This is a genomic window from Pseudomonas sp. 18058, from assembly GCF_902706155.1.
GTDB classification, from domain to species: domain Bacteria; phylum Pseudomonadota; class Gammaproteobacteria; order Pseudomonadales; family Pseudomonadaceae; genus Aquipseudomonas; species Aquipseudomonas rustica.
The window spans coordinates 51638-64972 of sequence record NZ_CACSJY010000028.1 but is presented as its reverse complement, the minus strand read 5'-3'; the positions used below and the strand labels follow the sequence as shown (position 1 = coordinate 64972).

Below are 13335 nucleotides of genomic sequence, written 5' to 3'. Positions count from 1 at the left end.
CGATCACTCCTTTGAATCCGCACGGCTACGGATTGAGGGGACGGGCAGAGCTATCAACGTAGCTCTGTTTTCATTAGCTGGCTAATAACTGGACTCTATGGGCAAGTCCAAGGTTCCGACATCGGCTATCATGCGCCGGTTTTCGTGACAGGCTTTGCTTCAACGCAAGGCTTGAGCATCGCGCAGGGGCCGAATGATCGCCCGCTGCCCAGGAGTAAGAATGAACACCCTATTCATGCATTGCCGGCCAGGCTTCGAAGGCGAAGTCTGTTCGGAAATTTCCGAACTCGCCGCCCAGCTCAACGTGGCCGGTTACGCCAAGGCCAAAGCGGCCACCGCCTGCGCCGAGTTTGTCTGCACCGAAGAAGACGGCGCCGAGCGCCTGATGCGCGGCCAGCGTTTCGCCGAGCTGATCTTCCCGCGCCAATGGGCGCGCGGCGTATTCATCGATCTGCCGGAAACCGACCGCATCAGCGTGATCCTCGCGCACATGGCCGATTTCCCGGTGTGCGGCAGCCTGTGGCTGGAAGTCGTCGACACCAACGACGGCAAGGAACTGTCGAACTTCTGCAAGAAATTCGAAGGCCCGCTGCGGAAGGCGCTGACCGGCGCCGGCAAACTGGTCGACGACGCCAGTAAGCCGCGCCTGTTGCTGACGTTTAAAAGTGGCCGAGAAGTGTTTCTGGGTATGGCGGACGCTGGCAACTCGGCGATGTGGCCAATGGGCATTCCGCGCCTGAAGTTTCCGCGCGAGGCACCAAGCCGTTCGACGTTGAAGCTGGAAGAAGCCTGGCACCACTTTATCCCGCGTGATCAGTGGGAAGATCGTCTGCACAGTGACATGACCGGCGTCGACCTTGGCGCAGCGCCAGGCGGCTGGACCTGGCAACTGGTCAATCGCGGCATGCTGGTGACGGCGATCGACAATGGCCCGATGGCTGAAAGCCTGATGGACACCGGTCTGGTGCAGCATTTGATGGCCGACGGTTTCACCTTCAAGCCCAAGCAACCGGTGGACTGGATGGTCTGCGACATCGTCGAAAAGCCTGCGCGTAACGCAGCGATGCTCGAAGAGTGGATCGGCGAGGGGCATTGCCGCGAGGCGGTGGTCAACCTGAAGCTGCCGATGAAGCAGCGTTATGCCGAAGTGAAGCGTTTGCTTGAGCGCATCGCCGATGGCTTCAAGGCCCGTGGGATCAAGGTCGATATCGGCTGCAAACAGCTGTACCACGACCGTGAAGAAGTGACCTGCCACCTGCGCCGTCACGACATCAAGAAACCAAAATCCCGCTGATTCTCCCTGTAGGAGCTGCCGAAGGCTGCGATCTTTTGATCTTGTTTTTGAAGATTCAGATCAAAAGATCGCAGCCTTCGGCAGCTCCTACATAGGATGCGGTTTAACGCTATAGATGACCGAACACCCGGCATTGCGCGACAATGCCGGCCAGTTTCAGGAGTAAATCATGAGTGAAATGATCGATACCCCGGTCGACGGTACCCTCGACGCCACCGGCCTTAACTGCCCGGAACCGGTAATGATGTTGCACCAGCACATCCGTGACCTGGTGCCCGGCGGCCTGCTCAAGGTGATTGCCACCGACCCCTCGACCCGTCGCGACATCCCGAAGTTCTGCGTGTTTCTCGACCATGAACTGGTCGGCCAACACGAAGAGGCCGGCACGTATCTGTACTGGATCCGCAAGAAACACGGCTGACTCCAAGACAAACGCATAACCAAATGTGGGAGCGAGCTTGCTCGCGAATGCGATGTACCAGTCACCATAAATATCGACTGTTACACCGCATTCGCGAGCAAGCCCGCTCCCACATTTTTACCTTGCGTCAGGCCTTAACCTGCCGAACGACTGATCCGAATCCGCTTGCGCGCACTGCGCGTCAGGCGGATCGACAGCATCAACGCCGCGCAGCTCAGGCCGACGATCAAACCCTGCCACAACCCACTCGGGCCACGTGGCTCGCCGAGCCAGTCGGTCAGGCCGAGGGCGTAACCCACCGGCAAACCAATGCCCCAATAGGCAAACAGGGTCAGAATCATCGTCACCCGAGTGTCCTGATAACCGCGCAGCGCACCGGCGGCAGTAACCTGAATCGCATCGGAAAACTGGAACAGCGCCGAGTACACAATCAGCATCGCCGCGATGTGAATCACCGTCGGGTCGGCGGTATAAATCGCCGCAATTGGCTCGCGCAGTAACAACATCATGCTCGCCGACAGGCAAGCGTAGGCCAGCGCGGTGCCCATGCCGACGCCAGCAGCAAAACGCGCTTCACGCGGTTCTTCACGACCCAGTGCCTGTCCGACCCGAACAGTCACGGCCATGCCCAGCGAATACGGAATCATGAACACCAGCGAGCTGACATTCAGCGCAATCTGATGCCCGGCCACCACCGTGGCGCCGAGGCTGCCGATCAACAGAGCGATCACCGCAAAGATGCTCGATTCGGCAAACACCGCAATGCCAATCGGCAAACCAATCGCCAGTAAACGCTTGATCACTGCCCACTGCGGCCAGTCGAAACGGCTGAACAGTTCGCTCGAACGATAGGCCGGCGCCCAACGCTCACAACCGGCCAGACCCAGCGCCATCACCCACATCACGATCGCCGTGGCCCAGCCGCAGCCGACGCCGCCCATCGCTGGCACGCCGAAGTGGCCATAGATGAAGATGTAGTTCAGCGGAATATTCAGCGCCAGACCGCACAGACCCAGCACCATCGCCGGGCGGGTTCGGCCGATGCCGTCACTGGTGCAACGCAGCACGTGATAAAACGCCACCGCCGGCAAACCACTGGCGATGCCGTGCAGGTATTGCATGCACGGGCCGATCAGCTCCGGGTCGACCTTCATCAGGTGCAGCACTGGTTCGGCGGCCACCAGCATCGCAGTCGCGATCAGGCCAACCACCAACGCCAGCCACAACGCCTGACGCACGATCGGGCCGATCTCGCTGTGCTTGCCGGCGCCAAAGCGCTGGGCGACTTTCGGCGTGGTGGCGAGCAGGGTGCCGGTCATTAACAGAAACACCGGCACCCAGATCGAGTTGCCCAGTGCCACTGCCGCCAGATCCTTGGGCCCGACGCGCCCGGCCATCACCGCATCGACGAAGCCCATGGCCGTGGTCGCCAGCTGCGCGATGATGATCGGCAGCGCGAGGGCGAGCAGGTTTTTGAACTCCAGACGAATCCGCGCGGGGCGGGTCAGGGAGACGGTGACAGGTTGGTCAGTTACAGAATTCACAGGCAAAGCGTCCACAAAGGTTGATGCGCAAGGCGCCGCATTCTACGCCGCTGACGTTACAGTCAGGAAAAATCCTCTGTTGCGGATTTGTAATCGGGTAGGAGCTGCCGCAGGCTGCGATCTTTAGGTTTTTAAGATCACCATCAAAAGATCGCAGCCTGCGGCAGCTCCTACAGTTAAACTGCCGATCCGCCCAAGGAGCCCGCCATGCTGATTGTTGCCGACGAAAATATCCCGCTGCTCGATGCCTTTTTTGCCGGTTTCGGCGAAATCCGCCGGGTGCCGGGCCGTTCCATTGACCGTGCGACGGTCGAGCAGGCCGATGTGTTGCTGGTGCGTTCGGTGACCAACGTCAACCGTGCGCTGCTTGAAGGCAGCAAAGTGCGTTTTGTCGGCACTTGCACCATCGGCACCGATCATCTGGATCTGGAGTATTTCAACGAGGCCGGCATCACCTGGTCCAGCGCGCCCGGCTGCAATGCCCGGGGCGTGGTCGACTATGTGCTCGGCAGCTTGATGACCCTCGCCGAAATAGAGGGTGTCGATCTGACTAAACGCACTTACGGGGTGATCGGCGCCGGTGAGGTTGGCGGTCGCCTGATCAATGTCCTCAAGGGCTTGGGCTGGAACGTCAAAGTCTGCGATCCGCCGCGTCAGGCAGCAGAGGGCGGCGATTACGTCAGCCTCGAACAGATCATCGAGCAGTGCGACGTGATCAGCCTGCACACTCCGTTGACCCGCAGCGGTGACGGCGCGACCTGGCATCTGTTCGATCAGCAGCGTTTGCAGCAACTCAAACCCGGCGCCTGGCTGATCAACGCCGCGCGCGGCCCGGTCGTGGATAACGCGGCCCTGCGCGAAGTGCTGCTGGAGCGCGAAGACCTGCAAGCAGTGCTGGATGTCTGGGAAGCAGAACCAGAAGTTGACGTCGCGCTGGCCGAACTCTGCGTGCTGGCAACGCCGCACATTGCCGGTTACAGCCTTGATGGCAAGCAACGCGGCACCGCACAGATCTATCAGGCGTACTGCGAGTTCATCGGCCAGCCTGCAAGCATTCAGCTCAGCGACTTGCTGCCGGCACCGTGGTTGTCGGAAGTTTCCCTGCACGCCGACAGCGATCCGGCGTGGGCGTTGGCGATGTTGTGCCGTGGCGTGTACGACCCGCGCCGCGACGACGCGGATTTCCGCCGCAGCCTTGTAGGCAGCGTCGCTGAGCAGCGTGCGGCGTTTGATGTGTTGCGCAAACAGTATCCGGTGCGACGCGAGATTGAAGGGCTGAAAGTGCGGATTGAAGGGGCGTCGCCAGTGTTGCGGCAGATTGTGGCGGCGCTGGGTGCAATCCTAATCCCGTAACCTCCCATAACCCCTGTAGGAGCTGCCGAAGGCTGCGATCTTTTGATGTTGTTTTTTACAAGCAACATCAAAAGATCGCAGCCTTCGGCAGCTCCTACACGATCCGTCGGCGAATCCCGGACAGAAAAAACCCGGCCAAAATGGGGCCGGGTCAGGAAGACGGTGGCTATATCACTCTTGTTCGGCAGGCTTGACCAATCGCTTCTCCAGTTCGCTGCACGCTTGCTGGATCATGTCTTCAGTGATCGGTACTTCACGCCCATCCTTATCAATAATCGAGCAACCCAGAGGTTGGCCGGGCTTGGTGCGGATCACTTCAATCTTGTCATCGCTGCTGTGTTGCAAGGACATGGCCTGTCTCCTCATCAGGTTATTCGCCAAGGTTAAAACCGCCACGTGACCGGGCTGTGACAGCACCCTGCGGTCTGTCTGCGGCGGCATCTCCACTCAAACAGAAATGACCGCTCGTCTCAACCCGAACTTTAGACCAATAGCCTCTAGGGGCTAGTCGTCACGGGCATATTTAACCTGACTCATTGTGATTTACAGAGTTCCACCCCATTTCAATGACTAGGCTGGCCCTATTCATCTGCGCAGATGTGAACCCGAATGATCTCGATGCTTTCCTCCCGACACCGGCGCGCCCTGCGTCTGACCAGCCATTTTCTCCTGCCCTATCGTTGGCAGGCCTTTGGCGCGCTGCTCGCATTGATCGTCACCGCCGGCATTACCTTGTCGATGGGCCAGGGCATCAAGCTGCTGGTCGATCAGGGTTTCATGACCCAGTCGCCGCATTTGCTCAACCAGTCGATTGGCCTGTTCATGCTGTTGGTCGTCGGACTGGCGATCGGCACCTTTGCCCGGTTTTATTGGGTGTCGTGGATCGGTGAGCGGGTTGTCGCGGACATTCGTCGACAGGTGTTCAACCACTTGGTGTACCTGCATCCGGGGTTTTACGAAGACAACCGCAGCTCGGAAATCCAGTCGCGCCTTACCGCGGACACGACATTGCTGCAGTCGGTGATCGGCTCGTCGCTGTCGCTGTTTCTGCGCAATCTGCTGATGGTCATCGGCGGAGTTGTGCTGCTGTTCATCACTAACCCCAAACTCACCAGCATCGTGGTGATCGCGCTGCCGCTTGTAGTCGCGCCGATCCTGATTTTCGGCCGCCGTGTGCGCAATCTGTCGCGCCAGAGTCAGGATCGCATTGCCGACATTGGCAGTTACGTCTCCGAAACCCTTGGCCAGATTAAAACCGTGCAGGCCTACAACCATCAGGTGCAGGACGAGCATCGCTTTGCCTCGACGGTCGAGCAGGCTTTTGAAACCGCGCGTAAACGCATCTTCCAGCGTGCGTGGCTGATTACCCTGGTGATCGTGCTAGTGCTGGGCGCGGTCGCGGTGATGTTATGGGTCGGCGGCATGGACGTGATCGCCGGGCGCATTTCGGCGGGTGAACTGGCGGCGTTTGTGTTTTACAGCCTGATCGTCGGCAGTGCTTTCGGCACGCTGAGCGAAGTGATCGGCGAGCTGCAACGCGCTGCCGGCGCTGCCGAACGCATCGCCGAACTGCTGCGCTCGGAAAATATCATCCAGCCGCCCACCTCCGGGTTGGTGACGTTGCCTGAGCGCGTGCGCGGCGAGTTGGAGCTGCGGGATGTGCGTTTTTCCTACCCGTCGCGTCCAGAAAGCTACGCCGTCGATGGCTTGAATCTGACCGTCCGCGCGGGCGAAACCCTGGCGCTGGTAGGGCCGTCCGGCGCCGGGAAATCCACGGTGTACGATTTGTTGCTGCGATTTTACGACCCGCGCGAAGGACAAATTCTCCTCGATGGCGTGCCCTTGACCCGCCTCGATCCTCTGGATCTGCGCCGTTGCTTCGCCCTCGTTTCGCAAACGCCAGCGCTGTTCTTTGGCAGCGTCGAGGAAAACATTCGTTATGGCTGCCCGACGGCCACGCTGGAGCAGGTCAAGGAAGCCGCGCGAATCGCCCACGCCCACGATTTCATCGAACAAATGCCAGACGGCTACCAAACCCACTTGGGCGACGGCGGCCTCGGTCTTTCCGGCGGCCAACGCCAACGTCTGGCCATCGCCCGGGCGCTGCTGGTGGACGCGCCAATCCTGCTGCTCGACGAAGCCACCAGCGCCCTCGACGCGCAAAGCGAACACTTGATCCAGCAAGCCTTGCCGAGCCTGATGCACAACCGCACGACGCTGGTGATTGCGCACCGTTTGGCCACAGTGAAAAACGCCGACCGGATCGCCGTGATGGATCAGGGCAAATTGGTCGCGGTGGGGACACATCAGGAATTGATTGCCAGTAATCCGCTGTATGCACGGCTGGCGGCGTTGCAGTTTAGTGATGGTCAGGAAACGTCTAAACAACACCTATGAATGATGAGCGCCCGTAGGAAATGCTTGGAGGGGACATGAGTGGTTACCAACCGCCGTTGAACCTGAACACTCGAATGGTTGCTGTGATCGCTAACATCAGCGAGCAAATCGGTCGGAAGCGGATCGGATGGCCGAATCGACACCCTTCGTCGAGTACATGCTTCAAGCCTTAAGTCTTGCGCTGCAAGAAGCAATCAGCAATGAGCCTTCAACCGACCAAGTAACCGACCAAGTAACCGACCAAGTAGCGATGTTGCTCGGCGTATTTGATGGGGCTGATCACCTGAGCGTAAACGAGCTCATGGGTAGCCTCGGGCTGGCTCACAAGGCAACCTTTCGCGCGAACTATCTCAAACCCGCACTGGCTATTAAATTGATTGAAATGACCGACCCCGATTCGCCCAGGAGCCCAGTACAAAAGTATCGCCTGACTGCACGGGGCAAAACGACAGCCCCCACATTCAGGTAGGAGCTGCCGCAGGCTGCGATCTTTTGATCTTGCTCCAAACAAAATGCCCGCATTTTCATGCGGGCATTTTTTTCAGGTCAAAAGATCGCAGCCTTCGGCAGCTCCTACAGTTCATTGGTCGTCGAAGTAGCGCTCATGCCAATCCACCAGCGGCTGTGGCGAGTTGAGTTTCTGGCCGTAGATCACCGAGTACGACAGTACGTTTTGCACGTACTGGCGGGTTTCGTCGAACGGGATGCTTTCCACCCAGACGTCGAAGCTCAGGTGATCGGCGCCGCGCAGCCATTGGCGCACACGACCGGGGCCGGCGTTGTAAGCGGCGGAGGCGAGGACGCGGTTGCCGTTGAACTGGCTGTGCACCTGGCTCAGATAAGCTGCGCCGAGCTGGATGTTTTTGTCCGGATCGAGCACTTGTTGCGGCGAGGCCAGCGGAATGCTGAACTTGCGCGCGGTTTCCTTGGCGGTGGCGGGCATCAGTTGCATCAGGCCGCTGGCACCGACGCCGGAGCGGGCGTCGTCCATGAAGGCGCTTTCCTGACGGGTGATGGCGAACACCCAGCTCGAGTGCAGTCCGCGAACCTTGGCTTCACGCACGAGAGTTTCGCGGTGGGCCATCGGGAAGCGGATGTCCAGGTCGTCCCAATACTGCGCCTGACTGATGGTGCGGATCGCCGGGAAATACCATTTCAGGTCATAAGCCAGTTTTGCCTGCGCGACCATTTCGTCACGATTGAAATGACGGCTGACGTGGTACCACTCGCGGCGACCGTCGACGATCTGCCCGCGCGCATGGAATTCAAGCGCACGGCGTACGCCAGGCGTGTTGCGAACCTTGTTGATCAACGCCTGGCTCAGCACCAGTGGCTTGTTGTTCAACGAATACGGCGATTGCGAGCGGTCGGCGGCGAGGAAACCGTAGAAGTCACGTTCACGCGCCAGATTTTTGTACAGGGTCTGTGCTTCCGGGTTCTGCGGTTGCGCCAGTTCCAGACTGCGCGCCTGCCAGTAACGCCAGCGGTTGGTGGTGGCGAGATCCTGCGGCAGACGCTTGGTCAGTTGGTAAGCATCGTCCCAACGCGCCAGACGCAACAGCAGACGCAAACGCCATTCGGACACGGTGTTGTCACGCAGTTCCGGGTCGTATTTGGTCATCACGTCCAGCGCGCGGCTGTCGAAACGCCGGGCCAGGGTCAGGCCTATTTCCCGGGCGATCGCGACTTTTTCATCGCGGGAGAAATGCATGCTGCTGGCGTAACCATCGAGCAGCGCCATGGCCTTGTCCGGATCCTGACGGGCGAGGCGGCGCAGGCCGAGGCTGACCACGTCGGACATCGGTTCATCCGCCGGAGTGAAGCGCGATGGTTGGTTGAGCAACTCGGGTTTCTGCGCGACATCGACCAGCAATCGACCGCGCGGGGCGAGGGTGGTCAGGCCGTTAACGAGGCTGTTGGCGAGCGGATAGTTGCGCGCCTGAGCGGCGAGTTTGGTGCGCTCCCAGCGTTTCTGTTCGGTCAACTGGCCGTCAGCGGCCCAGATGCCGAACAGCGCGTCACACGCGGCGGGCTGCGATTTGCCGGTCAGCCAGAGCTTGTCGGCATTGGCATAACCTTCGGATTTTTTGTCGTGGGTGATCTGGTACTGCGCATTCAGGCAGTCCAGTTCGGTGAAGTTGAGCTTCGGATCGTAGTACTTGACGAAGGTCGCCCAGTCGCCACGGTCGGCGAGCCAGCGCAACCAGCGCAGCTTCATCCAGTTGGCCTGGGGCAGGTCACCGTGCTCGGCGAGGAATTTTTCGATTTCCTCGTTGCTTGCGCTTTTCAGGCGCGCGGTCAATTCGTCGTAAGCCAGATACGGTTCCAGCGGATAATCGGCCAGGGCCTGGCTGTAACGGAAATACGGGCCGGTGTCGCCTTTGGCCAAGGCGCGCTTGGCTTCATCGTAATACTGGCGTTGGGTGGACAGATCCACCGCCTGGGCGGATTGAACGGCAGCGGCGGTAAGTAGCAAGCAGGACAAAACACTGAAAAGGCGACTGCGCATGAGACATCCGGGCAGAGAAATCATGACAAGTGCCGACCTCGGTCAGCACTGAATTGTCTGTAGCTTAGCCTTTTGCCAGCGAGCGGCGAAAGCTTTGCGGGCCTCGCTGCACAAGTTCGCAACAATTGTTGTGCAGAGTGCTTCGACAGACAAATTGCCGGCCTGCTGGAGCCCTAAGTCAGGTAGAATGCGCGCCCGGTTTTTGGAGAAGCTCATGACCCTGCTCAAATTCAGCGATGTGTCCCTTGCGTTCGGCGCTATGCCGTTGTTGGACAAGGTGTCCTGGCAGATCGCCCGTGGTGAGCGGGTGTGCATCATCGGCCGCAACGGCACAGGCAAGTCCAGCATGATGAAGCTGGTCAAGGGCGATCAAAAGCCCGATGACGGCTCCGTGTGGCGTGCCCCCGGTCTGAAAATCGGCGAATTGCCGCAAGAATTGCCAGTGGCCGACGATCGGACGGTGTTCGACGTGGTCGCTGAAGGCCTGGATGGCGTGGGCGCGTTGCTCGCCGAGTACCATCATTTGGCGCAGAACTGCGTCACTGAAGAAGACCTGAACAAGCTGATGCACGTTCAGCAAGACCTCGAAGCCCGTGATGGCTGGCGCTTGCAGACGTTGGTCGACAGCACCCTGAGCCGCCTGCAACTGCCGGCCGACAAGACCCTCGCCCAGTTGTCCGGCGGCTGGCGTCGTCGCGTGCTGCTGGCGCAGGCGCTGGTGTCCGAACCGGATCTGCTGCTGCTCGACGAACCGACCAACCACCTCGACATCGGTGCGATTGCCTGGCTCGAAGAAGCGCTGAAAGATTTCCAGGGTGCCGTGCTGTTCATCACGCACGACCGTTCCTTCCTGCAAAACCTTGCCACGCGCATCCTCGAATTGGATCGCGGCGGCCTGATCGACTGGAACGGCGACTACGCCAGTTTCCTCGTGCACAAAGAAGCCGCGCTGGCCGCTGAAGAAACCGCCAACGCGCTGTTCGACAAGAAACTGGCCCAGGAAGAAGTCTGGATCCGCCAGGGCATCAAGGCGCGCCGCACCCGTAACGAAGGCCGCGTCCGCGCCCTGAAAGCTTTGCGCGTTGAGCGCAGTGAGCGTCGTGAGCGCACCGGCAAGGCCAATATTCAGTTGGACACTGCCGACAAGTCCGGCAAGCAGGTGATGGTGCTCGAGAACGTGAGTTTCGCTCACCCGGGCGGCCCGTTCCTGATCAAGGATTTTTCGATGGTGCTGACGCGCGGCGACCGTATCGGTCTGCTCGGCGCCAACGGTACCGGCAAGACCACGCTGCTGAAACTGATGCTCAGCGGTCTGCAACCGACTAGCGGCAAAGTGGAAGAGGGCACGCGGATCGACGTGGCCTACTTCGATCAGTTGCGTCATCAACTGGATCTGGAAAAAACCGTTATCGACAACGTTGCCGAAGGTCGCGACTTCATTGATATCGACGGCCAGAGCCGCCACGTGCTGAGTTATCTCGGCGACTTCCTGTTCAGCCCGCAGCGTGCTCGCACGCCGGTCAAGGCGCTGTCGGGTGGTGAGCGTGCGCGTCTGTTGTTGGCGAAGCTGTTCAGCAAACCGGCCAACCTGCTGGTGCTCGACGAACCGACCAACGACCTCGACGTGGAAACGCTGGAGCTGCTTGAAGAAGTGCTGCTGACGTTCAACGGCACCGTGCTGATGGTCAGCCACGACCGGGCATTCCTCGACAACGTGGTCACCAGCACCCTGGTCTTCGAAGGTGAAGGCAAGGTGCGTGAATACGTCGGCGGCTATCAGGACTGGATCCGTCAGGGCGGCTCGCCGCGTCTGCTGGGCGTGACTGAAAGCAAATCCGGCAAGGCTGACCTGAATTCGGCAGTGGTAACGGCTGAGCCGGCTGCGGTGGCTGAACCTGCCGCTACCGCCCCGGCGGCCAAGAAGAAGCTGAGCTACAAGCTGCAGCGCGAGCTGGAAGCGTTGCCGGGCGACATCGACGCCAAAGAGCAGCAGATCGCTGCGGTGGAAGCTGAAATGGCGGATGCCGGTTTCTATCAGCGTCCTGCGGCTGAGACGGCCAAGGTGATTGCTTCTTTGGAGCAGTTGCACGCTGAGCTGGATGCGTTGATGGAGCGTTGGGCCGAGCTGGATGCCTGATTGATCCCGTAACAAAAAAGCCCGGCGCTCAGTGATGAGCGCCGGGCTTTTCATATGTAATGCGATCTATCGGTCTACGCAGATCAAATGTGGGAGCGGGCTTGCTCGCGAAAGCGGTTTAGCATTCAACATGTCTGTCGACTGTTATAACGCTATCGCGAGCAGGCTTACTCCTACAGGGTGCAGTGTTTCAGCGTTTGACCAGGTGGACGGCGAGCACATCGCAAGGCGCACCGTGCAGTACGTCGTTCGCAGTGGAGCCGAGCAACAAGGCCAGACCATGACGACCATGGCTGCCAACCACAATCAGATCGCATTGCTGTTCCTTGGCGAAGTGGTGGATTTCCTGACGTGGCTGGCCATAGGTCAAATGGCAGTTGGCGCCTTCGAGCTCGGAGTATTTGAGCTTCAGGCGCTCCAGGCGCTCCTTGGCCTGATCGAACTGCTGTTGTTGCAGTTGTGACAGATCCATCGGCACGTCGCCGCCGAACGCCATGGCCATTGGTTCGACAATATGCACCAGCGACAGCTTGGCACCGTTGCTCACCGATAGCTCGCGGGCGCGGTGAATCACAGGGTCGCACTCTTCAGTCAGATCTACGGCGACCAGGATATGGGTGTAGGGCATGAGGTGCTCCTCGTGACGGTTCAATATTGTTAAGTATGGCTGGTTTCAAGCGCATTGGTTCCGAAGTGGAGCAATGGCTCATCAAAAATCGGGAGTAGAGATATGACGGTCTGGTTGGTGGTGTCAATCCTGTTGGTGGTTTTGAGTCCGCTGGCGTGGTTGCGTCCATCGCGTGCGCAAAGCGGTCGCATCGCCCTGCGCATGGAGGCGCGCCGCATCGGTCTGGCCATGCAGCTGGCGCCTCAGGAGTGGCCACACTGGATGGCGCAAGAGCCGCCGAGCCCGTGCGCGCAATATCATCGGCCGCGCCGTAGCAAGCAGCCGGCGTGCTGGACGTATTGGCAGAAATCGCCGGGTGCGTGGGTCAATCAATGGCAGGAAGCCTGCGAAGATCCGGCGCTGCTTAATCATTTCGAAAAGTTGCCGGGCAACGTTTTCAAAGTTGAAGCCGACAAGCAGATGATCGCCTTGTATTGGGGTGAGAAAGGCGAAGCCTCGGTTTTGCTGGATATCGACGCGACTCTGAAAGCGCTGGCATGACGCGCGGACTTTTCCCACTGCAACGGTGGGGAATGTCCGGCAGACGCGCATTAAAAAGCCCGACATGATTCATCGGGCTGGGTTGGCCAGGCAGGCCGGTAAATCTTTTTACAACGAATCTCGCTTGCAGCGCTCAGCGCTTTTCCCTGTAGTCCAGCCAGCGTAGCCTGTTAAACAAGGCTCGGCGCTAATTAGGGCGACTTTTCTAACTATTGATTCTATGAATGGCTCCTCATGCGGGCGCGTGTTGCCGGTCTGCGTGGTGCGGAAATGACCGCAAAGTCGCATTTCAACCCGTATTTTGGGCGATTGACAATTGTCGGAAATTCCGTGAAGGTGACGTACCCAAATCAAACGGGCGTATGAATTGAGCGTTTGTCTTACTGACCGCTCCTACAGAATCCCGACTATCGCGTTGGCGGGTGTGCCGGGTGAATGGGTATCAGCAGTGACGAAGAAGCGTCCTGCCAAACCATTCGCTTGCGTCCGACGTGTACTGTTCAGCTTCCATA

At 59.4% G+C, this 13335-nt stretch carries 11 protein-coding genes; 7 read left to right on the top strand and 4 right to left on the bottom strand.

Going from position 1 to position 13335, the window contains the following annotated elements:
- The first annotated feature begins 220 nt into the window (after positions 1–220).
- Both rlmM and tusA read left to right on the top strand, forming a co-directional pair.
- Complete coding sequence (gene rlmM / locus GVL50_RS16640; RefSeq protein WP_159814303.1) at positions 221–1294, top strand: 23S rRNA (cytidine(2498)-2'-O)-methyltransferase RlmM; 1074 nt, start codon at positions 221–223, stop codon at positions 1292–1294.
- Between the two features lie 169 nt (positions 1295–1463).
- Positions 1464–1715: a sulfurtransferase TusA gene (gene tusA / locus GVL50_RS16635; protein WP_053122112.1), complete on the top strand. Its 252-nt coding sequence runs from the start codon at positions 1464–1466 to the stop codon at positions 1713–1715.
- A gap of 134 nt (positions 1716–1849) precedes the next feature.
- Here the strand turns inward: tusA and GVL50_RS16630 are convergent, their stop codons facing one another.
- Positions 1850–3259 carry an MATE family efflux transporter gene (locus tag GVL50_RS16630; protein ID WP_159814301.1) on the bottom strand — a complete coding sequence of 470 codons (1410 nt, stop codon included), beginning with the start codon at positions 3257–3259 and terminating at the stop codon, positions 1850–1852.
- 207 nt (positions 3260–3466) lie between these two features.
- Between GVL50_RS16630 and pdxB the strand changes: the two genes are divergently transcribed.
- Positions 3467–4612: a 4-phosphoerythronate dehydrogenase PdxB gene (gene pdxB / locus GVL50_RS16625; RefSeq protein WP_159814299.1), complete on the top strand. Its 1146-nt coding sequence runs from the start codon at positions 3467–3469 to the stop codon at positions 4610–4612.
- Positions 4613–4783: 171 nt separating this feature from the next.
- Here the strand turns inward: pdxB and GVL50_RS16620 are convergent, their stop codons facing one another.
- Positions 4784–4963: a PA1571 family protein gene (locus GVL50_RS16620; protein ID WP_053122106.1), complete on the bottom strand. Its 180-nt coding sequence runs from the start codon at positions 4961–4963 to the stop codon at positions 4784–4786.
- A gap of 258 nt (positions 4964–5221) precedes the next feature.
- Between GVL50_RS16620 and GVL50_RS16615 the strand changes: the two genes are divergently transcribed.
- Positions 5222–7009, top strand: a complete 1788-nt coding sequence (locus tag GVL50_RS16615; protein WP_178124198.1) for an ABC transporter transmembrane domain-containing protein — start codon at positions 5222–5224, stop codon at positions 7007–7009.
- A gap of 127 nt (positions 7010–7136) precedes the next feature.
- Positions 7137–7478: a Fic family protein gene (locus GVL50_RS16610; protein ID WP_306109863.1), complete on the top strand. Its 342-nt coding sequence runs from the start codon at positions 7137–7139 to the stop codon at positions 7476–7478.
- Between the two features lie 111 nt (positions 7479–7589).
- Here the strand turns inward: GVL50_RS16610 and GVL50_RS16605 are convergent, their stop codons facing one another.
- Positions 7590–9518 carry a transglycosylase SLT domain-containing protein gene (locus GVL50_RS16605; protein ID WP_053122100.1) on the bottom strand — a complete coding sequence of 643 codons (1929 nt, stop codon included), beginning with the start codon at positions 9516–9518 and terminating at the stop codon, positions 7590–7592.
- Positions 9519–9732: 214 nt separating this feature from the next.
- On the opposite strand from GVL50_RS16605, the gene GVL50_RS16600 reads away from it, so the two are divergent.
- Positions 9733–11655, top strand: a complete 1923-nt coding sequence (locus GVL50_RS16600) for an ATP-binding cassette domain-containing protein (protein ID WP_053122098.1) — start codon at positions 9733–9735, stop codon at positions 11653–11655.
- A 190-nt stretch (positions 11656–11845) separates the two neighbouring features.
- Here the strand turns inward: GVL50_RS16600 and GVL50_RS16595 are convergent, their stop codons facing one another.
- The gene (locus GVL50_RS16595; protein WP_053122097.1) at positions 11846–12283 is read right to left on the bottom strand and encodes a universal stress protein; all 438 of its coding nucleotides are present in this window, start codon (positions 12281–12283) and stop codon (positions 11846–11848) included.
- Positions 12284–12385: 102 nt separating this feature from the next.
- Here GVL50_RS16595 and GVL50_RS16590 point away from each other — a divergent pair, with 102 nt between their 5' ends.
- Positions 12386–12823 (top strand): hypothetical protein, encoded by a 438-nt coding sequence (locus GVL50_RS16590; protein ID WP_159814295.1) that lies wholly within the window; start codon positions 12386–12388, stop codon positions 12821–12823.
- The last annotated feature ends 512 nt before the right edge of the window (positions 12824–13335 follow it).

Excerpts from the sequence above, each read along its gene's own strand:
- rlmM (WP_159814303.1), top strand. The coding sequence starts at position 221 with ATGAACACCCTATTCATGCATTGCCGGCCAGGCTTCGAAGGCGAAGTC.
- tusA (WP_053122112.1), top strand. The coding sequence starts at position 1,464 with ATGAGTGAAATGATCGATACCCCGGTCGACGGTACCCTCGACGCCACC.
- pdxB (WP_159814299.1), top strand. The coding sequence starts at position 3,467 with ATGCTGATTGTTGCCGACGAAAATATCCCGCTGCTCGATGCCTTTTTT.
- GVL50_RS16620 (WP_053122106.1), bottom strand. The coding sequence starts at position 4,963 with ATGTCCTTGCAACACAGCAGCGATGACAAGATTGAAGTGATCCGCACC.
- GVL50_RS16615 (WP_178124198.1), top strand. The coding sequence starts at position 5,222 with ATGATCTCGATGCTTTCCTCCCGACACCGGCGCGCCCTGCGTCTGACC.
- GVL50_RS16610 (WP_306109863.1), top strand. The coding sequence starts at position 7,137 with ATGGCCGAATCGACACCCTTCGTCGAGTACATGCTTCAAGCCTTAAGT.
- GVL50_RS16605 (WP_053122100.1), bottom strand. The coding sequence starts at position 9,518 with ATGCGCAGTCGCCTTTTCAGTGTTTTGTCCTGCTTGCTACTTACCGCC.
- GVL50_RS16600 (WP_053122098.1), top strand. The coding sequence starts at position 9,733 with ATGACCCTGCTCAAATTCAGCGATGTGTCCCTTGCGTTCGGCGCTATG.
- GVL50_RS16595 (WP_053122097.1), bottom strand. The coding sequence starts at position 12,283 with ATGCCCTACACCCATATCCTGGTCGCCGTAGATCTGACTGAAGAGTGC.
- GVL50_RS16590 (WP_159814295.1), top strand. The coding sequence starts at position 12,386 with ATGACGGTCTGGTTGGTGGTGTCAATCCTGTTGGTGGTTTTGAGTCCG.